This is a genomic window from Mariniflexile litorale, from assembly GCF_031128465.2.
Classification (GTDB): domain Bacteria; phylum Bacteroidota; class Bacteroidia; order Flavobacteriales; family Flavobacteriaceae; genus Mariniflexile; species Mariniflexile litorale.
This window is the reverse complement of record NZ_CP155618.1, coordinates 4,156,403-4,179,639: the sequence shown is the minus strand read 5'-3', so window position 1 is coordinate 4,179,639 and position 23,237 is coordinate 4,156,403. Positions and strand designations below refer to the sequence as shown.

Annotated in this window: 23 protein-coding genes; 9 read left to right on the top strand and 14 right to left on the bottom strand. The window is 32.8% G+C overall.

The annotated features are described in order from the left end of the window. The first annotated feature begins 226 nt into the window (after positions 1-226). The 3 genes from gyrA (at position 227) to QLS71_RS17675 (ending at position 5,748) form a co-directional block, all read left to right on the top strand. Entirely contained in the window at positions 227-2,791 is a 2,565-nt protein-coding gene (gyrA, locus tag QLS71_RS17685) for a DNA gyrase subunit A (RefSeq protein WP_308993528.1), read from the top strand. 16 nt (positions 2,792-2,807) lie between these two features. After that, on the top strand, positions 2,808-4,055 hold the full coding sequence (locus tag QLS71_RS17680; protein WP_308993527.1) for a tetratricopeptide repeat protein: 1,248 nt from the start codon (positions 2,808-2,810) through the stop codon (positions 4,053-4,055). Positions 4,056-4,350: 295 nt separating this feature from the next. Beyond that, on the top strand, positions 4,351-5,748 hold the full coding sequence (locus QLS71_RS17675) for a trypsin-like peptidase domain-containing protein (RefSeq protein ID WP_308993526.1): 1,398 nt from the start codon (positions 4,351-4,353) through the stop codon (positions 5,746-5,748). 324 nt (positions 5,749-6,072) lie between these two features. Here the strand turns inward: QLS71_RS17675 and QLS71_RS17670 are convergent, their stop codons facing one another. The 3 genes from QLS71_RS17670 to QLS71_RS17660 all read right to left on the bottom strand — a co-directional run bounded on the left by QLS71_RS17670 (position 6,073) and on the right by QLS71_RS17660 (position 8,025). Beyond that, positions 6,073-6,426 carry a hypothetical protein gene (locus QLS71_RS17670; RefSeq protein ID WP_308993525.1) on the bottom strand — a complete coding sequence of 118 codons (354 nt, stop codon included), beginning with the start codon at positions 6,424-6,426 and terminating at the stop codon, positions 6,073-6,075. A 149-nt stretch (positions 6,427-6,575) separates the two neighbouring features. After that, positions 6,576-7,337: a hypothetical protein gene (locus QLS71_RS17665; protein WP_308993524.1), complete on the bottom strand. Its 762-nt coding sequence runs from the start codon at positions 7,335-7,337 to the stop codon at positions 6,576-6,578. Continuing rightward, positions 7,324-8,025 carry a hypothetical protein gene (locus tag QLS71_RS17660; protein ID WP_308993523.1) on the bottom strand — a complete coding sequence of 234 codons (702 nt, stop codon included), beginning with the start codon at positions 8,023-8,025 and terminating at the stop codon, positions 7,324-7,326. Before QLS71_RS17660 ends, QLS71_RS17665 begins: the two co-directional genes overlap by 14 nt. Before the next feature lie 196 nt (positions 8,026-8,221). Between QLS71_RS17660 and QLS71_RS17655 the strand changes: the two genes are divergently transcribed. The 3 genes from QLS71_RS17655 to QLS71_RS17645 are packed head-to-tail and all read left to right on the top strand — an operon-like array spanning position 8,222 to position 9,797. Continuing rightward, a complete protein-coding gene (locus QLS71_RS17655) occupies positions 8,222-8,977 on the top strand; it encodes a transposase (RefSeq protein WP_348636555.1) in 756 nt (251 codons plus the stop codon). 29 nt (positions 8,978-9,006) lie between these two features. Further along, complete coding sequence (locus QLS71_RS17650) at positions 9,007-9,348, top strand: transposase (protein ID WP_348636556.1); 342 nt, start codon at positions 9,007-9,009, stop codon at positions 9,346-9,348. Continuing rightward, complete coding sequence (locus tag QLS71_RS17645) at positions 9,312-9,797, top strand: transposase (RefSeq protein ID WP_348636638.1); 486 nt, start codon at positions 9,312-9,314, stop codon at positions 9,795-9,797. Before QLS71_RS17650 ends, QLS71_RS17645 begins: the two co-directional genes overlap by 37 nt. Positions 9,798-9,886: 89 nt before the next feature. Here the strand turns inward: QLS71_RS17645 and QLS71_RS17640 are convergent, their stop codons facing one another. Beyond that, the gene (locus QLS71_RS17640; protein WP_308994033.1) at positions 9,887-10,960 is read right to left on the bottom strand and encodes a hypothetical protein; all 1,074 of its coding nucleotides are present in this window, start codon (positions 10,958-10,960) and stop codon (positions 9,887-9,889) included. 98 nt (positions 10,961-11,058) lie between these two features. Further along, complete coding sequence (locus tag QLS71_RS17635) at positions 11,059-12,540, bottom strand: IS1182 family transposase (protein ID WP_348636637.1); 1,482 nt, start codon at positions 12,538-12,540, stop codon at positions 11,059-11,061. Between QLS71_RS17635 and QLS71_RS17630 the strand changes: the two genes are divergently transcribed. Then, positions 12,500-12,634, top strand: a complete 135-nt coding sequence (locus QLS71_RS17630; protein ID WP_348636640.1) for a hypothetical protein — start codon at positions 12,500-12,502, stop codon at positions 12,632-12,634. The genes QLS71_RS17635 and QLS71_RS17630 overlap by 41 nt on opposite strands. Positions 12,635-12,814: 180 nt before the next feature. Here the strand turns inward: QLS71_RS17630 and QLS71_RS17625 are convergent, their stop codons facing one another. The 3 genes from QLS71_RS17625 to QLS71_RS17615 form a co-directional block, all read right to left on the bottom strand. Then, a complete protein-coding gene (locus QLS71_RS17625) occupies positions 12,815-14,092 on the bottom strand; it encodes an IS4 family transposase (RefSeq protein ID WP_308994008.1) in 1,278 nt (425 codons plus the stop codon). Between the two features lie 179 nt (positions 14,093-14,271). Continuing rightward, entirely contained in the window at positions 14,272-14,868 is a 597-nt protein-coding gene (locus QLS71_RS17620; protein WP_308994007.1) for a mobile mystery protein B, read from the bottom strand. After that, on the bottom strand, positions 14,859-15,320 hold the full coding sequence (locus tag QLS71_RS17615; RefSeq protein WP_348636574.1) for a mobile mystery protein A: 462 nt from the start codon (positions 15,318-15,320) through the stop codon (positions 14,859-14,861). The genes QLS71_RS17620 and QLS71_RS17615 overlap by 10 nt, the downstream gene beginning before the upstream one ends. A 765-nt stretch (positions 15,321-16,085) precedes the next feature. Here QLS71_RS17615 and ltrA point away from each other — a divergent pair. After that, complete coding sequence (ltrA, locus tag QLS71_RS17610) at positions 16,086-17,366, top strand: group II intron reverse transcriptase/maturase (protein ID WP_308994028.1); 1,281 nt, start codon at positions 16,086-16,088, stop codon at positions 17,364-17,366. Between the two features lie 90 nt (positions 17,367-17,456). On the opposite strand, the gene QLS71_RS17605 is transcribed toward ltrA, so the two are convergent. The 6 genes from QLS71_RS17605 to QLS71_RS17580 all read right to left on the bottom strand — a co-directional run bounded on the left by QLS71_RS17605 (position 17,457) and on the right by QLS71_RS17580 (position 22,582). Further along, complete coding sequence (locus QLS71_RS17605; protein WP_308993985.1) at positions 17,457-18,311, bottom strand: hypothetical protein; 855 nt, start codon at positions 18,309-18,311, stop codon at positions 17,457-17,459. A gap of 132 nt (positions 18,312-18,443) precedes the next feature. Next, a complete protein-coding gene (locus QLS71_RS17600; RefSeq protein WP_308993986.1) occupies positions 18,444-19,211 on the bottom strand; it encodes a hypothetical protein in 768 nt (255 codons plus the stop codon). 141 nt (positions 19,212-19,352) lie between these two features. Next, positions 19,353-19,919, bottom strand: coding sequence for a hypothetical protein (locus QLS71_RS17595; RefSeq protein WP_308993987.1), 567 nt, complete (start codon positions 19,917-19,919; stop codon positions 19,353-19,355). Between the two features lie 159 nt (positions 19,920-20,078). Next, positions 20,079-20,621 (bottom strand): hypothetical protein, encoded by a 543-nt coding sequence (locus tag QLS71_RS17590; protein WP_308993988.1) that lies wholly within the window; start codon positions 20,619-20,621, stop codon positions 20,079-20,081. A gap of 435 nt (positions 20,622-21,056) precedes the next feature. Beyond that, entirely contained in the window at positions 21,057-21,410 is a 354-nt protein-coding gene (locus QLS71_RS17585; RefSeq protein ID WP_308993989.1) for a hypothetical protein, read from the bottom strand. Between the two features lie 65 nt (positions 21,411-21,475). After that, the gene (locus QLS71_RS17580) at positions 21,476-22,582 is read right to left on the bottom strand and encodes a tyrosine-type recombinase/integrase (RefSeq protein WP_308993990.1); all 1,107 of its coding nucleotides are present in this window, start codon (positions 22,580-22,582) and stop codon (positions 21,476-21,478) included. Between the two features lie 155 nt (positions 22,583-22,737). On the opposite strand from QLS71_RS17580, the gene QLS71_RS17575 reads away from it, so the two are divergent. After that, positions 22,738-23,097 (top strand): hypothetical protein, encoded by a 360-nt coding sequence (locus QLS71_RS17575; protein ID WP_308993991.1) that lies wholly within the window; start codon positions 22,738-22,740, stop codon positions 23,095-23,097. Positions 23,098-23,237 lie beyond the last annotated feature (140 nt).

Here is a 23,237-nt window from a genome sequence, read left to right as displayed (position 1 = left end):
ACATTTTACTAACGGCAAAAACTATACCTTAAAATGTGTGAAAGTTGCTAATAGACGAAAAAATCTTTATAAAATCAAAATTTTACACTGCATATTTATTAACGAAAAAAGCATGCATAATTGTTAATAAAAAACACGAAAATATGATATATAAGGGGTATCATAACTATTGAAATCCGTATATTAGCATGTTTTGAAAAACTCATAAAACTTAATTAAATTATTTATGGCAGAAGGAGAAAAATTGATCCCTATTAATATTGAAGATGAGATGAAAACAGCTTACATTGATTATTCAATGTCGGTCATTGTGTCACGAGCTTTACCAGATGTAAGAGATGGATTAAAACCAGTTCATAGACGTGTACTTTTTGGCATGCACGAACTAGGTATTAGAGCAACAGGCGCACATAAAAAGTCTGCAAGAATAGTTGGAGAGGTTTTAGGTAAATATCACCCACACGGTGATACATCGGTTTACGATGCCATGGTGCGTATGGCTCAAGAATGGAGTTTACGATATATGCTAGTTGATGGCCAAGGAAACTTTGGTTCTATAGATGGTGATAGTCCGGCAGCAATGCGTTATACCGAGGCGCGTATGCGTAAAATATCGGAGGATATGTTGGCAGATATCGATAAAGAAACTGTTGACCACAAATTGAATTTTGATGATACCTTACAAGAACCAACCGTATTACCAACTCGTATTCCAGGACTTTTAATAAATGGAGCTTCTGGAATAGCAGTAGGTATGGCAACCAATATGCCACCTCACAATTTAACCGAAGTAATTAATGGTACTATTGCTTATATTGAAAATAACGATATAGAAATAGACGAGTTAATTAAACACGTTAAAGCGCCAGATTTTCCAACAGGAGGTACTATATATGGGTACGATGGTGTTAAAGAAGCGTTTCATACAGGTAGAGGTCGTATTGTAATGCGTGCAAAAGCCATTATTGAAGAAGTTCAAGGCCGTGAATGCATTATTGTTACCGAAATACCTTATCAAGTTAATAAGGCAGAAATGATTAAAAAAACTGCTGATTTGGTAAATGAGAAAAAACTGGATGGTATTGCTACTATTAGAGACGAATCAGATAGAAATGGTATGCGTATCGTTTACGTTTTAAAACGTGATGCCATACCAAACATCATACTTAATAAACTATACAAATACACGGCATTACAATCGTCGTTTAGTGTTAATAATATTGCACTAGTAAAGGGGCGTCCGCAACTTTTAAACTTGAAAGAGTTAATTCACTATTTTGTTGAACACAGACATGAAGTGGTTGTAAGACGTACTACATACGAATTACGTAAAGCTGAAGAACGTGCTCATATATTAGAAGGACTAATTATTGCTTCTGATAATATTGATGAAGTTATCAAAATAATTAGAGCATCTTCAAATGCAGATGAGGCTAGAGAAAACTTAATAACCCGTTTCAAACTTTCAGAAATTCAGGCTAGAGCTATTGTAGAGATGCGTTTGCGTCAACTTACAGGTTTAGAGCAAGATAAATTGCGTTCTGAATATGAAGAAATTATGAAAACCATCATCGACTTAAAAGATATCTTAGAAAAGAAAGAGCGTCGAATGGAAATTATTAAAGACGAATTAGCTGTTGTAAGAGATAAATATGGCGATGAGCGTCGTTCAATTATTGAATATGCAGGTGGTGATTTAAGTATTGAAGACATGATTCCTGATGAAAAAGTAGTGATTACTATTTCTCATGCGGGTTATATTAAACGTACATCTTTATCTGAATACAAAACACAAAATAGGGGAGGTGTTGGTCAAAAAGCATCAACAACACGAAATGAAGATTTCTTAGAGCATTTATTTGTAGGGACTAATCACCAATACATGTTATTCTTCACCCAAAAAGGAAAATGTTTCTGGATGCGTGTTTATGAAATTCCTGAAGGTAGTAAAACGTCTAAAGGTCGCGCTATTCAAAATTTAATAAATATTGAACAAGACGATACGGTTAAAGCATTTATTTGTACCCAAGATCTTAAAGATGAAGACTATATAAATAGTCATTATGTTATTATGGCTACTAAAAAAGGACAGGTTAAAAAGACATCTTTAGAGCAATATTCACGTCCAAGAACTAATGGTATCAACGCTATTACCATTAAAGAAGATGATATTTTATTAGAAGCACGTTTAACAACTGGCAATAGCCAAGTGATGTTAGCTCTTAAATCAGGTAAAGCCATTCGTTTTGAAGAAGCTAAAACTCGCCCAATGGGTCGCGGTGCTTCAGGTGTTAGAGGTATTACTCTTGCCGATAAGAATGATGAGGTCATTGGTATGGTTACTATTGAGAATTCTCAAGAAGAATCGGTACTAGTAGTCTCTGAAAATGGTTATGGAAAACGTACCTATATTGATGATCCAGAAGATGGCGAGCCAGTATATAGAGTTACTAACCGCGGAGGAAAAGGAGTCAAAACCATTTCTATTACCGAAAAAACAGGTAAATTAGTGTCTATTAAAAGCGTTACTGATAGTGATGATTTGATGATTATTAACAAATCGGGGATAGCTATTAGATTAGGAGTTAAAAATTTAAGAGTTATGGGGAGAGCGACCCAAGGTGTTAAATTAATCAATCTAAAGAATAACGATTCTATTGCTGCTGTTGCTAAGGTAATGCACGATGAAGATGAAATAGATGAATCTGAAGAAGGTCTTGAAAACACTGGAATTTCAGAGGATGGCACAGCTATTGATACTGACTTAGACGAAAATATCACAGAAAATTAAATTAAATATTATTAAAATGAAGAAACAGATTATCATAGCTTTAGCATTTTCAGTTAGTGCATTTTCATTTGCACAAAAAAAAGAACTGAGATCTGCCGATAAAGCTATATCAGGAAAAAACTATGCTGAAGCTAAAGCAGCTTTAAAACAAGCAGAGGCTTTAATGTCTTCTATGGACGATAAACTTAAAGCGCAATATTATTATTTAAATGCCCAGGCTTTATATGCTGGCGGAGCTGGTTCCATGGACGATCTTGATGCCGCTTTAGAAAGTTTAGGAAATGTAAAAACAGGATATAATTCAGAGGTTTCAGAATTAAAGCAAACGATGGTTAATGGTATATTAACAAAAGGAAATAAATCTTACGAGGGTAAAGATTATTCAATAGCCTCTAAATATTTTGAAAAAGCCTATAGATTAAGTACAAAAGACACTTTATTTCTTTATTACGCAGCATCAACCGCTGTGAATGTTCAAGAATTTGATAGAGCTTTAAGCTTATATGAAGAACTTAAGCAGTTAGGGTATACAGGTATCGAAAAACAGTATTTTGCAACAAATGTTGAAACAGGTGATGAAGAAATTTTAGACAAAAACACGCGCGATCTTTATGTTAAAGCGAAGAGCCATACCAATCCAGGAGAGCGAATTACCGAGTCTAAAAAGCCAGAAATCGTAAAAAATGTAGCTCTTATTTATGTTAACAAAGGTGATGATGAAAAGGCTATAGCAGCTATGAAGGAAGCAAGAGCAGAAAGCCCAAATGATGTTAATTTAATTTTATCGGAAGCGAATGTTCATTATAAAATGGGTAATACGGATAAATTTAAGGGTTTATTAGAGAAAGCAACTCAAATGGAACCTAACAATCCCGAGTTACAATATAATTTGGGTGTTATTGCAGCAGAATCTGGTCAACCAGAAGAAGCTAAAGCGTATTATGAAAAAACGATAGCATTAAACCCAGAGTACATTAATGCTTACATAAATTTGGCAGCTTTAATTTTATCAAAGGAAGAAGGCATCATTAAAGAAATGAATGGTTTGGGAAGTTCTAAAAAAGACGATTTACGTTATGATGAACTAAGAGGCCAACGTCAAGATTTATATAAAAGTGCGATCCCGTATTTAACTAAAGCATTAGAAATTGATTCTAAAAACATTAGCGCAGCTAAAACATTAATGAATATTTATAGTATTCTTGGTGATACTGTTAAGCAAAAACAAATGAAAGAAAAAGTTGATGCTTTAGAAGCTCAATAGATTGAACGATAGATGTTTAAAAAAGCCGCAATTTGCGGCTTTTTTTATGAGGTAATTATATAAACTAGTATTGTATTTATATGGAAAGCTCATATATTTTATTCTAATAACATCTACATGCATATCAATTAACGGAGGAATAGTAGGATACCACTAAATACGAAATATACTCTTTTAATTTCTTGATTGTTAAATAGTAGTTAAATCTGACGTTAAAAATCGTTAAAGTTGAATTCTTGATTCAATAAATATTTAATTTTAATCGTTATTAAATTAAAACTTAAACTGAAAATTTATGAAGAAGATATTATCATTAGTACTGGTTTCGGCATTAGGTGGCGCTTTAACACTGGGTGCTTATAAAATTTTTGTAGAACCAAAAAGTGAATTTGTTGTAACAACCTCAAATACAGCCCCTGCATTTTTACCCACCAGTAACGTGAATAATTTGGCTTACGAAACACCCGATTTTACAGTGGCTGCTGAAAATGCAGTGAATGCGGTGGTACACGTTAAAAATGTTTCTATAAGTAGCGGACAATTAACTTTACAAGATCTATTTTCGGGCAGAAGTACACCTCGTGCTCAAATGGGAACGGGTTCGGGCGTCATTATAAATGCCGATGGTTATATTATTACGAATAATCATGTTATTAATAATTCAGATGAATTATCCGTTACTCTAAACAATAACAAAACTTATAAAGCTGAAATTGTAGGTACAGATCCTAAAACGGATATTGCTCTACTAAAAATTAAAGCTGATGAAGATTTACCATTTGTAACATTTGCAGATTCTGATCAAGCAAAAATTGGCGAATGGGTGTTAGCTGTGGGCAATCCATTTAACTTAACATCTACCGTTACCGCTGGTATCATTAGTGCAAAAGCTAGAGATTTATCTGGCACAAGTTCACAATCTTTTATACAAACGGACGCAGCGGTAAACCCAGGTAATTCGGGTGGAGCACTGGTTAACACACAAGGAGAACTTATTGGTATTAATACTGCTATTTCATCACAAACAGGTTCTTATATCGGATATTCTTTTGCTGTACCAAGTAATATTGCACGCCGTGTTATAGAAGATATTATGGAATTTGGCAATGTGCAAAATGGTATTCTAGGTATTAGTGGGGGCTCGTTAAATAGTGCATTTTCAGAAAAATTAGGAGTTAATGATACTGAAGGTATTTATGTAGATAGTGTCGTTGAGGAGTCAGGAGCAGATAATGCAGGTGTTAAAAGAGGAGATATTATTAAAGAAATTGACAACGTTAAAGTTTCTAAGTTTGCCGATTTAACAGGACATATTGGAGCTAAACGTATTGGTGATAGAGTATCTTTAAAGGTGTCGAGAGACGGTTCAATAAAAACTATCGATGTTATTTTAACGAAAAATGAAACATTAACGATGCCTTTAGTTGGTCTTGTTAAAAATGCAAAACAAGAAGATTTAAAAAAGCTAAAAGCATCTAACGGTTTAAAAATTATTGAATTAGATGAAAAATATGCCGATTATTGGAAAAACAATGGCATACAAAAAGGTGCTATCATCACATCTATTAACGATATTAAAATTAACTCAATCGAAGATGCACAAGAAGCCCTTAAAAATAAATCACCTTACGAACCTCTGCGTATAGAACTTATAAATTCCAAAGGAGAAAAAGAACGTTATAATTTTAGATAAATATTAGTTAGGTATATGAATATAATAAGTTAAAGTACCTCCTTTATAATAAAAAAACCTGTTAATTAGATTCTTAACAGGTTTTTTATTATAGTTGTGGGGGTGGCAGATAGTACCCTTTCATTGGATTTTTATACTGTCTTGTCCTAAAATAGGGCTACAGGTTAAAATTGAATTTCCGCTGTTAATTGATATACTATATTTGGTGTTTTAAAGTATGAAGATATGTGTGATTTTTTTGTATAAATTTTAACTTGTTATAAGCTAACAAACGAACAACTTATATTAATTAAGCACAAAATACTATGTTGTAGCCAGTTTTTATTATTTTTCTATTCCGAAATTTGCCCAATTCAGAGTGTTGAAATTTTCATTCCGATAATTAGCTAATTCCGATTTATTAAACATTAATTCCACTTCATTTTCGGTTCGGTCAAAATTCATAATCCAAGGCGAACAAATTCTGTCAGTCAATTCAATTGATTCCGAAATCGAATTATTTTGGTCAGCTATTTTTCCAATAATTCCTATTCGGTAAGAGTTTTTTAGTTTCTCATATTTAGAGATTTCAAATCCGTTTTCACAATTCAGAGTTTCGCATATCAAATTCGCAAACTTTTTCCCTTTTTCAAGAGAATTTTGGTTTTCAGTAATTAAAGTTAGTCGAAAGTTCTTCATTTTCTCAAATGCACATAACGTGTTTGTGTATGGTTAGTTGCGTGTTTGAGCAACTAATTTAGTAAACAAAACGAACGCGAGAAAATTCCGAAGGAATTTTCCAAATAAGCATTTGCCAAAGCAATTAATTATACACGGCTTGTAGGTAGTTATTCTTCCGTTTCTGTTTTTTGTTTTGAATCGATTAACTCAATTAATTTTGTTAATGATGTTTTAATTTTGTCCGACTCACTCTTTTTAAGCATCAATTCCGCTTTCTTTTTCATTCCGCTATAATTTGCGTCAGGATAAAGTTCAATAAGTTGAGTAAAGTACTTATCTATCCCGTCAGCAAGTTTAGCTTTTCCTTTTTCTGAAAACGCCTTTTCTTCGTTTATCTCATCCAAGTAGATAACATAATTGTCAATTAAAGTTCTAATGTTCGAATTAATAACATTCTTGACTCTTGTAGAATTTGGGTCGTCTGCACTTTCTAATATTTCCTCATTTCCTAATTTAAAATAGTCAAGTTGCAAACTCAAACCATATTGCCAAACAGCCAACATTTCTATGTCATAAACATACATATCCTTTCGGTCAGTTGCTTGGTAAATTTGATGCATATCCTTCCAACGCTCAAAGAATTCGGTTGCAACTGCATTCCGATGTTTTATACCTAATTCTTTGTCTTTAAGTACTACTTTGAAATTTTGTTCGTCTGTTAGTTTTTCAACTATTATTCTTTGCTCAGGATTATCAAAAGTCGGTTTCTTTTCATCATCTTCATAACCAAATCTCAAATTAAGGATTACATCTTTATAGTCTGTCGTATCCCAATATCTTTTATCTAAAGGGTATTCATTTTTCTCTGTTTTGCAATTAGTTAATGTTAGGAATACTAATGCTACAAGGATAAATTTAATTTTTGTCATCAATTATAATTTTTGGATTTTCATATTGGTTTAGCGAAGTTAATAAACTATCAACTTCTTTCTCGTATCTTTTTTGTTCACTTAATACATAACTGTGAAAAGTATTGTAATCATACTCTTTTTGAAAAGCTCTTTCTTTTGTTTTTACATCTTTAATTATTCCCTCGATTTTGTTTTCATCGAAAGTTTTTAAATCAGATATCTCTTGTTTTGCTTTTCGAGCAAACAATTCTGTAATTTTGATGTGATACTTTTCGTGGGTTAAGAGTTCTGTACTATTCGTATTTTTTTTATAAACGAAAGAACGCGAAGGATAGAATAATGATTCTACAGTTACAGAATTATCATCAATATCACTATCTATTGAAGTAACAACATATGCAAATCGCTCGTTACCATAAAGTGACTTTTTGAAAAATTCTAATCCCCTAAAATTCTCAAATGTGATTTGGTCGTACTTGTCAAAAGTTATAGGTTTTTCGTAATTCAAGTAGTTTGTATGACTCAAAACTCCAAACGTAATTGAAGTTAAAATTAGAATTAAAAAACTGTATTTCGTAAAGCGTAATAATCTTTTTAAAAGTTTCTTATTCTCCTCTTTTCGTTCTTTTAATAATAAATATAATTGATAAAATACCGGCGAAAAGTAAAGCAGTACAATCAGTATAATTATCAATTTTTCATTCATTCGTAAATGTTGGTTTTAATTACCTACAACGTGATTGTGTAAGGAAATTTGCGCTTAAATAATCACAAACTTTCAGACAGAAACAAATATAATTAAAAAAGACAAAACAATGATAATTACAGAAATAAGCAATTTTTTTTACACGGTGTGCCTGTTGCACAAGCCTAAGATATTAATAAATTTCCTATCTTTATTTATGCAAGGCAAAAAAGACTATCAAGAAAAGCTCTTCGCTCAGTTTCAGTTAAGCGAACGGGTTCCCGATCACAATTTTTACAGACGCTTAAAAGGGGTTCTAGATCTAGAATTTTTATATAAACTCACGCGTCCATATTATGGTGATAGCGGACAAAAAAGTATTGACCCGGTGGTGTTCTTTAAACTGTGCTTGGTAGGTTATTTAGAGAATCTGATCAGCGATAGAGATTTAATCCAACATAGCAGCATGCGATTGGATATTCTCTATTTCTTGGGTTATGATATCGATGAACCGCTCCCATGGCATAGCACTATAAGTAGAACCCGTCAATTATATCCAGAAGCAGTATTTGAATCCGTTTTCACACAAGTATTCGGTATGTGTGTAGCAAAAGGGATGGTAAGTGGCCATACCCAAGCCATAGATTCCGCCCCTGTAAAAGCAAATGCCTCGATGGACACTTTAGAACTGAAGGTTCCTAAAGAAGATTTAGAGCAGCATTTACAGCGTATTAGGCATATAAGTGCTATGGATAAAGATGTTGCACCAATAAGACAAAGCAAAGCTAATAAAGCCCCCAAATCGCAACAAGAAATAAGTGCCAGTGCTGGTGAATTACAAGCTATAAAAAGTAGAAATAAAAAATGGCGTAAAGATCAAGACCAGCGCCAGGTGCGGGTAACAAAGGCTCCAAGTACACTTCCAATAAAACCCATTACAGTCCCACAGATCCCGATGCCCGAATTAGTGTAAAACCTGGTAAAGCCAGAAAGCTAAATTATATGAGTCAGTTAAGTGTGGATACAGGACATCATGTGATAACCGATATCAAGGCGTATCATGCAGACGCAAAAGATAGTCAGTATTTACCAGATATTTGTGATCGCTTAGAAAAACGTCTTCATAAACACGGTTTATTATGGCATCATTGTATAGCCGACACGGGCTATAGTAGTGGCGAGAACTATGCTTATTTAGAAGCCAAGGGGTTACAGAGTTATATTCCACCTCATGGCACTTACAAAGGCGGTACAGAAGGTTTAAATATGACAAGGCGCAGGATCATTATGTATGTCCACAGGGTCAAATCATCCCTTTTAAAAAGATTTTTTATGAAGGGGTAAATAATAATAAAAAGAAAGAATATCGAGCCTCAAAGAAAGTTTGCATTGACTGTCCCTTAAGAAGTGCCTGTTTAAAAAAGAGTCAAGAAAAGCGTATTACAATTACCTATTATGTAGAAGAGTACGAACGGAATAACCTCCGCGTAAACAGTGCCAGAGGTCGCTACATGAAAGGCAAACGGCAAAGTACGGTAGAACCGGTATTTGGAACGCTCACCCAGTTTCTGGGACTTAGAAAAATTAATACTATAGGAATTAAGCAAGCAAATAAGGTTATGCACATGGCGGCTATGGCTTATAACCTTAAAAAGTATCTGAAATTCACCCAAAAAAGAGTGAAAAGTGGCGCAGGAATGCTTGCTTTATTATTTTGCTTAAAAAAGAGAGTATACGAGCTCGAAAAATTGTTTTTAAGGAACTTTAAAATAGCTAACTATAAAGTGACGTAAAAAAACAAACTGCCTTAAAAGGCAGTTATAGAAGTCTATTTTTATAAATTATTGGCTTGTGCAACGGTTACCTTTGTTGTAGATAGTTTTTACTTAATTAACTTATTAATATCCTTCAAGTCAGATTTTTCGATAAGATTACTAGAGTTATCAACTATTGAATAAATTATTTCACCTGTCAGACTGTTAATAATTGATATGACTTTTTCTCCATTATATGTAGTGTGCATTAAATAGTAGAATTCATCTTTGTTTAAAATTTTTGAATTTAATTCTTCATTTGAAAGAACTTTAAATTCAAATTTATAATCTTCGAATAATTCTTCAGGTTTTAGGACTTTAGTTACTTTTAATTTAAATGTACTATAATCTTTTAATAACCAATTTGGGACATAAAGTGTTTTTGATTTTAGCTCTTTTAACTTGTCTTTCTTTTTAATTTCATCTCTTATTTTTAAACTTTCATTGTCGGTTAATTTATTATTCAAAGTTTGAAAGTAATTTTTAATATAACCTAAGTGAAAATTATATGATTCTGGGGTTTTAAGATATTTGTAACTATTGCCATCATCTTTAGTTTTAACGGTAAATTCATTTGTCCCTGATTTAAACAAACTAGGTTTTCCTACATAACCTATTTCAAAGTCGCCAGTATAACCAGTCTCTTTTCCTAAAAATCTATAATAGTTATCAGGAGTGAATATTATCTCAGCAATTTGCCCTATCTCTTTTTTGATTTTCCCGTTATTCTTTTTTGAAACTTCTTCATAATAAAACATTTGAAATTTGTATAAATCAATTGTTCCAACGATTCTCTCATCATTTCTTCCTATTGTTTCTTTAGTTTTGATGTAATTCTTGTCCTGAAACTTGATTATAGAATTGTCTGTTGAAATTAATTCGCCTTTTTGATAATCAACTTCGGATATAAACTTAATACTATTAAATGTCCAAATTTCTTCAATGGTTTTTTTTGTCTCATTGAAATCTAAACTATCCGGTACAACAAAGTAAGTCGTCGTTTTTTTTATAATATCATATAGTTTGTCATTATGTTCAACAACGTATAAATTTCCAAGTCCTCTTTTTCTTCCAATATTGACTTGGGAATAAATACTAAAAATTGATAGTAGGCAAGTGATGAGTAAAATTGTTTTTTTCATAAGTATATTGGTTTGTTTTAATTAAGCACAACGTCAGTTTGTCTAAAAACTATCGGTTTTTTATTTTTTTAATTTAAAATTAAGTAAAAATAGGTGGTTTAAGCTACCATATAATATTTTTTGTGGTAAATATTTTGGTTTTTGGAATTGATATAGGTTTGGCAAAAGGCTTTAAAAACAGTCCTATAGGTGTAAAAAATCAAAAACAGCCTTTTTAGGTACTCTTTTAGAGAATTGTGGTCAATTAAGTTGAATATTCTACGCAGGTTATATGCAGAAAATATAAGGCCCACATCTGCCGAGGCATGTTCAATGGTCTTCTTGGTCATGATATAATAAAATCCCCATTGTCTTTTTATTACGCCATAAGGATGCTCTACGATAGCCTGTCTTTTTTTGTAAGCCTTTGGATCTTGTTTCATTCTTATGGCATTCTGCTCAATGTAATGTTGGTATTCACTGCGCTGTATTACTTTTCCATTGGCTTTGGCAGTGGTGCACAGGTCTCTAACGGGACAGTTTTTACATTTTTTGGTCTTGTACTGCTTGAATGTGTAATTATTGCCTTTATAGGTGCTGCCATTGCTTTTTAGGATGTTTCCCTGTGGACATGTGTAGGTGTCGTTTTCCTTGCAATAGGCAAAGTGTTCGGAGTTGTAGTTTGTGTCCGGAGCTTGTGAAGCCCTGCCTATACTAGGTATGGCTACGAGTGTTTTAATACCTAATTGATCAGCTGCTTTAAATTCACTTCCAGTGTGATATCCTTTATCAAAAAGAGCCGTAAAATTGTTTGTTCTTAAAATGGTCTTTGTTCTGCGCAGCATGCCTCCCATGGCCTTGGAATCGTTTTGGTTGGTCACTTTAAAATCAATCGGGATGTTATGGCGGGCATCAACAATTGTTTGCACGGTATAGGCTACTTCCGAGATGTTGTTTCGGGTCATGATTTGACGACTATCAGGATCGGAAGTCGATATTTGGGTTACTCCAGTGGAGTCTATGGTATTTTGATATGCGATGTATTTTTGTTTTTGTAAACGGTGTTTGCTAATCTTTTTAGTTATGACTTTTTTGTTATTAGTATCTCCATCTTGTTTAGACAAAGCCAAGGCGTATTCTTCTAATCGCGCATCAATGTATGCAATGTGACGATCTATTTTTGCAGGGTTAAAGTTGTTTTTCTTGGAATTTTGTGCTCTAAGTTTTGTGCTGTCTCCAGCGACCCATGTGCCACCAATAAGCTCAAAGTGCGAGGCCATTTTTACTGTGGCACGAAAAACCTTAGCAATGGGCTTAGTATTGTCCTTGCGAAAATTAGCAATAGTATTATGATCAGGGACAAGTCTTTTTAAGAGCCACATAAGCTCAATATTGCGTTGACATTCTTTCTCGAGGACTCGTGAGGAGCGAATGCGATTAAGGTATCCGTAAATGAATAGTTTGAGCAGATCCGAAGGATGGTAAGCTGGTCTTCCATTTTCGACAAAATCGAAATCGAATCCAAAATCAGCGAGTTTAAGGCTGTCTACAAAAAGGTCTATGAGCCTAACCTCATTGTTTTGGGCAATGGCATCATCTATTGAAGAAGCAAAAAGTGGGAGTTGGTTTCTGTTAGAGCCGTTGATGAATTTCATATATAAAAATATGAAAAACAAAGGATATACGCAATTTTAATGAGCGATTTTTAAGGCAAATTGTGAGTTGTTGAAAAATAGGTTTTTAGACAGTTTGACGTTGTTGTATATGGTTTGTTGCGTGGTTTAGCACGTAATTTAGCAAATAAAAACCGAATAGAAAATCCGCAAGGATTTTCGTAAGTAGGCTAGAACTTAATGTCATTAAGTTAAGGGTTTTTCAAATACTATCTTTCTGGTTTTTAGTTATTTTGGGCTTGGTTCGAGATCTGTATTTGCCCATATCTCGTTTAAAAGAACGATAGGGTCTTATAGGTACCATATTTTCCATAAACAATTGTTTGAGTTCATTGAGTGGTTGTTCTATTTGGTTTTCTGTAAAAAATAATTCTATCACTCTATTTTTTAAAAAGCCATAAGAGAGGTTAGTGTTAACTTTATAGTTTAATTTTCTTTGTTTGTTCTTTTCTGCTATTTCATCTTCGAGTTCACTGACAATTAAGGTCTGTATGTTGCCGATGAATAGAGCGGCGTAAAAATCCTGTAGGATACTTTGTCTGGAGTACCCAGAGAAATGTTCGACCATCAACTTGTTCTTCAGCTCGTCATAAAACGTTTCCACACGCCATCGTTTATAATAAAGAGATTTGAACATGTTGTTGGGGTAGTTTTTGATATCCAATAAAGAGGTCATTAATATTTCAACTTGTCCCTTTGGTAGTTCTACCCTTATGAGTCTTACTTTTATAGGTGCTGTTTTATCTGAGGCTTTATCTGATAGTTTTATGTATCTACCAGAGGTAATGATAACTATTTGAGATTTCTTTTTGCTTTTTTCAAAATCGAGAATAAGTTTGCTAAAGCTGATCTTTACGCGGATTACATAATCCAAATTATTGGTAATGTGGTACTTTATAAAATCATACGAGGGATAGCCTCTGTCATAAAGTATTAGATCACCTTGTTTGCAATAAATCAGGTGCGAGAGCGCCATAGCACGTTCTCCTTGGCTTATTGGTGCCAGTTCCCCATCGATGATGTAATTGTTTTCCAGGTCATATAGAACGGAGCACTTTGCCTGTACGATACTTGTGGTGGTATGGTTTTTCGTTTCTCCAAAATATGCCTTTAGGTCTTTTGTCAGTGGTAGGGTAATTCGGGATCCATCTACTGCCAATAGCCTAAAACCTTTCCAGGTTTTAATACCTGGCTCATTATCTGTATAAAACTCCTTAATCAAGGTCTGTGAGAGATGTTTGAAGACTTTAGGGCTTATTTTTTTACGTGCCTGTACAAAAGCACTTTTGGTAAACTTTCGGGTTGTACCTATTTTTAAAAAACTTAGAAAGTTCTCTAACTCCAAGGACAGACTTTTACGGAGCATATTCAACATAAGCAATAAGATAGTAGAAAATTGTTGTTTTCGTTTACGGGTAAAGTACTTTTCTGAAATTCTAAATTCGTTTTTTAATGCGTCGCTGAACAATTCCGCTTTCAATCTCTCGAAAATTAAAATTGCTGTTTTTTTTCATCTTTATATTGAGTTGATAATCAAATAAATATACGAATAAAATCACTTAAAAACAATATTAATTCGTTGAAAATCAAATGATTATATCCTTAACTTAATGACATTAGGCTAGAACTAGCAATAAATTATAGGATACGTTGTTGGCATTAGTTTTTTGCAAATTCAATTAACTGTTTGAAATTTCCTTTATCAGCTTCTCTCAAAGCTTTTATATATTGATTTCTTGTTTCGTTAGCTTTAACCATATTTGATTGATGCCAAGAAAATATTTCATTGCCAAATATTGATTCCATAATTATATCAGCCACCATCCTTGAGTGTCTTCCATTTCCGTTTGGAAAGCAATGAATGGATACTATGCGATGTTTAAATCTTATAGCTATTTCTTCAGGTGGAAAAGTGTTGTTATCTATCCAATATTTAGTGTCGTCCAATAAATTTTTTAATTCAATTCCAATTTGTGTCCACGGAATTCCAATGTTCTTTTCAGTCTTTCTAAATTCTCCTGCCCATTTCCATACATCACCATACATTTTTTTGTGTAAGTCTTTCATAAACTTTTCAGTTAAAATTTTTTCAAGTTTGAATTTTGAATGAATAGTCCATTCAACTGCTTTTTCAATGTTCAATTGCTCAAATTCATCTAGTTCTCCTTGAGTAGTGATAGACTTTATTTTAAGACCTTCCTTTTCTTCTTCGTCTAAAGGTGTTTGTCCATCTTTATAATCGAATTCTAATCCCATAATGATTTTTTCATCTCTCGTTTTATTTCGCTAGCAAGCTCCTTTATGGTTTTGGCTATCTTTTCATCTCCAATTCCTTGGTCCTCTAATTTCATATTTTGGTTAGTTCTTAAAACTATTTTTCGGGCCAGCTTTTTTGCTTTTATTTGAATTAAATCGTTTATGGTCCCATTTAGTGGGACCAGTGCATATACTAATTTCAAGTCAATTGCATTGGCTACATCTTTTAAAGAATTGAGCGTTATCGTACCATTAGCTTCACTTTCCTCTATTCTTTTTACTCCTTGTCTTGTTATATTTAATTTGGCACCAAGTTGTGCCATTGTCATATTAAGTGATGTCCGAATTGTATTTATCCATCCACGTTCTGGGACCAGGACCTTTCTGGTTTCAGAGAATGGTTGAAGTTTTTGGTCCAATTGCTCAATTAAAAGTTTTTGCTTATTTCTCATTTTTGTAACTCTTTAAGTTTACAAAATAATATAATTGTAAACATATGAATTTACAAATATATAAAAAAGTAACCGTATATGTTTACAAAAAATAAAAAAAGTAAACAATTAAGTTTACTTTGAGTTGTTCTGTTAAATATTGTGGGTAACGTTAATGTGTATGGAAAGTTGCGTGTTTGCGTGCGAGGATTTTCCGAAGGAAAATCAGAAGCTAGTAAACAAGCAACAAACATTGGTTAAGCTAAAAATAGCCATTAATTATACACGGTGTGTGTGCCCAGCATGGGCATCTTTTCTTTACCGAAAGGTAAATAATTAATCTATAGGGTGCAAGTCCCTTATGCGCAGGAGTAACGTCCTGAAGCATTAGTAAGTCGCAAGCTCGTGTGTCGTGAGACATGGAGTGAAGGAAGCGAAACTACAAAACTCGGTACTGACGAACAGAAACCGTATACAGAGGCATATTTACTTGGGTAAGCAAGCACATCATTGTAACGCCCTAAGATTAACAAAAGGGTAAATATGTAGATACGGCAGGGATTGAGAGAAAGAAGATGCCATTACCTGGGGAGATCTCTACAACTACGAGTTGGTTAAGTAGAGAAGTCAGCAGAAGTCATAGTACTTACAGGAAACGAGGTGCAACAAGAATTGTACAGGTCTCACGGGTAAGGAAGGACTAAACATTAAATTACGTTGGAATTCGATTAGGATGCTTAGCTAGCCTAGTTTTAAACCAACAGGAGTACACGAATTATTGAATCTATGATTGAACAGGTATTATCAGCAACAAACCTTTATAAAGCAACACGCCAAGTGGAGCGCAATAAAGGAGCGAACGGCGTAGATGGTATGAAAACAACGGCACTTTCGGCATACATATTGGAAAACCGTTCGCTTATATTATCTACAATTCGCACAAATAGCTATGTGCCAAATTCAATTTTAGGAGTAACCATTCCAAAAGGACCGGGTAAAACCCGATTATTAGGAATACCAACAGTAGTAGATAGGTGGCTACAACAGGCGGTAAGTCAACAATTAATGGTTCATTTTGAATATGATTTTGAACCTGTTAGTTATGGATTTCGCCCACAAAAGAACATCCAAAAAGCAGTATTACAAGCACAAGGCTACATCAATGATGGTTACCAAGATATTGTAGATATTGATTTACAAGGGTTCTTTGATGAAGTAGACCACTGTATCTTACTTCAACTTATTTACCGCAAAGTAAAATGTCCAACCACCTTGCGATTAATCCGAAAATGGTTAAGAGCGCCCATCTTAATAGATGGAACACTCAAAAAGCGCAGAAAAGGGATCCCTCAAGGTAGTCCCATTAGTCCCTTATTATCTAACATTATGTTAGATGTTTTGGACAAAGAAATGAAAAGCATGGGCTTGCGCTATGTTCGCTACGCAGACGACTTTAGTGTTTACGCAAAAAGTAAAAGCGAGGCAAAAACTATAGGAAATAAACTGTTTATCTTTTTAAGAGATAGACTTAAACTACCTATAAATAAAGCCAAAAGCGGCATTCGCAGACCTGTAAACTTTGAGTTACTTGGGCATGGATTTGTACCCGTTTATAAAAAGGGTATAAAAGGACAATATGCACTAGTGGTAACCAAGAAAGGTTGGGCAAAGTTTAAACGTAACTTGAAAAGTATCACCAAGAAAACCAAACCCATGTCGTTATTCGAACGTCTGGATCGGCTTAATCAAGTCTGTCGAGGCTGGATGAATAATTACCGCTTAACTAACATCTATGCAAAAGTTAAAAAGCTAGATGAATGGTTAAGAAATCGGTTACGCTATTGTATTTGGCACGATTGGAAAAAGCTAGAGAGGAAACGTAAAAATCTCATTCGATTAGGTATAGAAATCGGACAAGCCTATGCTTGGAGTCGCACCAGAATGGGAGGTTGGGCAGTCGCTCAAAGTCCTATTTTAAAGACGACTATTACAGTTTCTAGGCTTAAACGAAAAGGGTATAAACCTTTGTTAGATTACATTAATAATACGCAAACTTCAATTTGGTGAACCGCCGTATACGAGACCCGTACGTACGGTGGTGTGAGAGGCGCAGTGACGACTTTTAAGTCGTCACCCGTCTACTCGATTAGCTGTAGTTTATAAATATTTATTTATTCCTTTTAAATTTTGATTAAATACAATGTAAGGTTTTGCCTTTTGTTCTAATTCACAAAACTCTTTCCAAATCACTTCATGATTTGGTATTATTAAATTTACATTTTTCTCTTTTAAAGAAAATTTAGCCAATTTATACAGACCAATTGGAAAATTTCCAATATGCTTCAATATAGGCGTTTTATATTCGTGTATCCATTTACTCTTTTTGTAATTACTAATAATATTATCAAGTTGTTTATTTAAGTTCACTTCGTTTTCATCAATTAATGCAATTAAAAATTCAATCGTATTATTCTGTAATTTCGGATTCTTTTTTTGTAAAAATTTTTCAGCGTCCTTTAAGGCAAGATCAATTAATTTTTTATCGGAATGGAGTATAGATTGTAGTAAATTAAATATACATATTGCAAATCGATGACCTTTTTTAGAATTACCAAAAAGTGGACTGCACAATTCTTTTGCTCTTTCGTATTCATTACAAGCTAAATAATCTATTATATTTTTGAACATTATAGAGTTATCTCCTCCAAAACTCAAAAGTTTCGTTCTCTCAGTATTTAATGTTGCAAAAGTATATAAAGCATCATTATATTCATTAGGGTTATTCGCTTTATAAGAAAAGTAATAACCAATTTCAAGAATATTAGCCAAACCTGAATAACTTAGTATTCTTAAGAATGCTTCTTCTTCATTTAAGCCTTGTAAATGAGCAGGTCTTGGATCTCTATTTAGGGCCTCATAAACTTTTTTCTTTCTATTTTCATAATAGCTTATCAAAGAATCTTTGTCTTTGTAAGAAACATTATCAAAGGTTTTTTCTAAATCGATGTGCATTAAGGTTTCAATTACAGCTAACGTTTATGTATATGGAAAGTTGCGTGTTTGAGTGCGAGGATTTTCCGAAGGAAAATCAGAAGCTAGCAAACAAAGCAACTAACATTGGTTAAAGATAAAACTAGCAATTTTTTATATACTGTGTTGTACACTGGCTTTTCTTTTATCCGAAATATCATCTTTTTTCTTTTGGTTTTCCGCGAATTCCTTTTCGTAGCTTTCTCGATTTTCAAGTCTATCAATACTTTCAAGCAAAGCAAAAAATTTAAAACCGTTTTCTGATGTTACTATGTCAAAAGTGTTTATGTTGCCTGGTGTATTATTATCTAAAGAAGGTTTTTTTTCGCATAGTTCGTACGCTATTAGGTCAGGCCCAAGTTGATAATGTAAAAAATCACTATATTCTGCTTGGTCGTTCCAACCAACACCAAAACTGAATTGAGGCATAAAAAGCTTAAATAGTGTTAATAAGTCTAATTCCTTCAATCCAATTTTAAATTGTAAATGGTTAGGTATTTCTTTATAGGTCGTTAGAAGTATATTATTTAAGTCTCCAAATCGATAATTCCCGATTTTTTGGGATAAAAATTCCTTTTGATAGTCATTTTTCTTTTTAAAGAATTTTAGGTAAACAAAATAGCCTAATATCAGTAATAGTGACAGTAAAAGTAAGATGTAAAGCTTAATTTCATAGTGGAATATATCTTTTAAAAACTCCTTCACAGATTTCCCTTCCAATAGTTTATATACTAAAGCTGAAAAAAAGGGAAGTAGAAATATAATACCAGTAGCAATTAGCTTACTAAACACAGAATCACTCCAAATTTTTTGGAATGTATTTTTAGACTTTAATTCAGCCGTATCTTCTTTCGTTATGTTTTTTTCTTTATCCGTGCTCATTTTTTTAGCTTGTGTACAACGTTTACGTATAAGATTAGTGGCGTGTTTAAGCAACTAATTTATTAAACAAATACTTGGCAGTGGAAAATTCCGCAGGAATTTTCCAAGTAGGCTAGAACCAGCCATTAATTTTATACTTTGTTAGGCTTTGTTTTTGTATTCATTTATTATTTCATCATCCCATATTTGGACTTCAATATATTTATCATATTTAAATCTTTCTTCTGCTTTACATTTTTCATCCGATGGGACTCCGTAATTATTTATTAGGTCATTCATTTCGTCCAACAAGAAAACTTGTCCGTTACAATCTTTTCTATAAGTTGCGAGTTTTGGCTCATCGTAAAACTGAAATGAGACCATACTATCTGGATAAGTAAAACTTATATGTTCAGGTTTAAAGTCGGTTAAAGGAATTTTTATGACACCAGGATTCACATACCAAGATTTTGCCCAGTTACATTCTCCCAATGTAAAATAGAAAGGGTCATTTCGATTAGGTTTTCCACCTTTTGAGATTAATTGTTCTTTAATTCTCTTTTCTAATGCTAACCTTAATTCAATATAATTTTCAGGTCTTTTGCTATTCCAACCTTTCGAGATTTGATTTTGAATTTTTTCAGCTTTTTCATAACCATATTCGGTAATATTTCGGAATGGTCCGTTGTCGAGTTCGTAATAATGAAATAAGAATTTCGGTATAATCATATTTTTTTCTCAAATAAAGCCTAACGTGATTGTATATGGAAAGTTGCGGTTTTGTGTGCGAGGATTTTCCGAAGGAAAATCAGACGTAACAAAACAAGCAACGACCTTTAAATTTAGCCAAAACCAGCAATTTTTTATATACGGTGTTGGCAGTAGTTTTTATTTTTCAATTTTTAAATCTGCTTTCATTTCTTTCAATATTTTCTCTTCTATATATTTAAAAGGTTCATTCCGTTTTATTTTATTTCCAGCGTCAATATATTTTTTAGTGTTTTCATTGTACGCTTCTTTACTTAATCCCGGATTATTCTGTGAAACTTTATAAAGTGAAAAAGCCTCAAAACACTCCTGTAGTTCAGAAGTCATTTGTTTTAATTCTTTTATTATCTCCTCTTTTATGAAAGGTTGATTTACTAAATAATATTCAATATAGTTATTAAAATCTGTTCGTATTTTATTAAAAGATTCGTCGTTGTCAAAATATTGATATTGTTGAACATCTCTTTTCAGGTTAAAAATCATTTTCAGAAGATTTTTATGGATTTCAATTTTTTCTTTAAATACTCCTGAATATGAAATTTTATAATTTTCAATTTGTTTATCAACTCTATTTTTAATCAGCAGGTAGAATATGTAGTTTCCTATAATTGCGACTAATCCAGGTATAATAAAGGATAGAATTTTAATTTCGTTTTCTGTCATAAATTCACTTGAAAATGTTATTATTTGGGTTGTCGTTCAAATTACTGCCAACGTTGTTGTGTATGGTTAGTTGCGTGTTTTAAGCACTAAAGTTAGCAAATAAATCACAGATAGAAAGTCCGCAAGGACTTTCGTAAATTGGCTAAAACCAAGCAATTAATTATACACGGTGTTGTAGCCAGTTTTTATTTATTCAAGGTTTTTTTTGTTCTTTCTCTGATTATTAAAAAACTCATAATTATAATAATACTTATTCCGATTAATAATAATCCGTATTTGAATAATCCTGTTAGAAAAAATGTCGGGAATCCGCCATAACGACCTTTTTCAGATAATTGAACGAGTTCAGAAATGATGTTAGAATTTTCTAATAGGAAATAACAGATAATACAGAATAAACTAATTATGTATAATCTTATGATTTTTAAATTCTTTTTAGTCATTTTCAATTTCAAATTGCGCCCAGTTTAGCACATTAAATTCATTACTCCGAAAATTGGATAAGTCCGATTTATCAAATATCAATTCCACGCTATTTTTGGGTCGCTCATAAGTCACAATCCAAGGCGAGCAAATTCGGTCAGTTAATTCGATTGATTCTGCAACCGAGTTTTTGTCCGTTATTTGTCCAATAATTTCTATTCGATATGAGTTTTCAAATTTCTCATATTTTGAAATTTCATATCCGCTTTTACAATTCAGAGTTCCGCAAATCAGTTCCGCAAACTTCTTTCCTTTTTCAAGAGATTTTTGGTTTTTAGTCACTAAAGTCAGTCGGAATTTTGTCATTTCTCAAATTGGCTACAACACTTGTATAACTACAATAAATAGCATTAGAATTGTAGTTATATCGTTTATAGATGCAATATATTACTTTTTAATAACGTATCCAATGGGCTTATAATAGTCTTATTATTAATTTCAATAGTTTTAGTATAAATTTCGGTTGTTTTTGGGGAACTATGACCTAACATATTCTGTAAATGCCGAATATTGATGTTGTTTTCAATACAATGTGTGGCAAATGAATGGCGCAAGGTATGTACGGTTGCCCATGGGTTAGAATTTGTATCGTTAACCGCTTTTCTAAATATAGCTCGTATGCTTGCGGTACTGTATTTGCAACCCGATTGGCCTTCAAAAAGCCAGTACGATGGCTTATAGGCTTTATAGTAAGTTCTTAATAATACTAATAACTGTTCAGGTAATATGGTTTTCCTGTCTTTTTTACCTTTACTATCTTTTATAAATAAATAACCATCATTAGAATGAATATCTGTAATTCGTAAATTCAAAAGCTCCGATATACGTAATCCACTGCCATAAATGGTATGCAAAATGGCTTTGTGTTTGATGTTTTGTGGAGATTGGATGATGTTTAATACCTCCGTTTTACTCAATACATTTGGTATGGATACTGCCTTTTTTGGACGTTGAATATCATAATATTCTCTGGGTGTTTTTAGAGCGTGTTCATAATAGGCTTTAATGGCATTGATCAATTGATTTTGGTAACTTTCACTAATCTTACTCTTGGTAATAAGTTCATACACAAAACCTTCAATGTCTTCTTTTGTAACTTCTTTTAGGTTTCTATGCATAAATTTGCCCAAAAACACACTAAACATTTTTTTGTAAACTTGAATGCTTGAATGGCTGTACTGCTTTAAAACCAGTGCTTTTTCAAGTTCATAAAGCGCTTCCAGTGCATTTTCAGTCAGTGGCACACTAGGTATGGGTGTAAAACGGATATCTTTTTCAATGTTATAATTTCCACCACAAATCTTTTTTAAATGTTCAAAATTTTGGGCTGTATTAATAACAGACCAGAGTTTTTGATGTGGATGCCAAAAACTGCTATCCATTTTTTTTAAAGCCTCCCTAACCACAATCATGTCATAGGGTATAAAAACCTTAATACGCTTCGCTTCTTTAAGTGGTTGATATATAGTAGGTTGCATGCTATTGATTTTTAAATTTTATTTGTCCTACTTAAAAGTACTTAAAAAGACTATAAGCTAGGATGGTTTGTAATAAATAGTAGTATTTTAACCGTTAAAAACGACTAGGTATAAGGGTTTAATAATCAGTATTTTAAATTTATATTTTTACAATAATGAACGAAATAAAGTGTAAAATATGCAGTAAACTTCTTGTAGGAAGAAATGATAAGTTATTTTGTTCTGTAAAATGTAAAAATTATTATCATGTTAATTTAAGAAAAGTTACGGATAAGGAGGTTAAAGAATTAGATACCATTCTACACAGAAACAGAAGTATTCTTTTAGAAGTTTTAGGTAAAAGAAAAGGACAGATAACAGTAGAGCGCGTGGTGCTTGAAAAGAAGAGATTTTCTTTTAAGTACCATACGCATTTGTATGTAAATAGTAAAGGTAAGACCTATTATTATGTTTATGATTTTGCGTGGATGGAATTTTCAAATGACGCTATTTTAATCATTAGAAAAGAAAAATAGCATTATCAAATTCACCTGTTGGATTTCCTTTGAATGGTTTATCAGTAAAGGAATCAACGATATAAAAATGTTTTACAACATAGCAAAACATTTAATTCAAAAAACAATACGGTTTCTTTTAAGTTTGGTCTGGTTCAGCC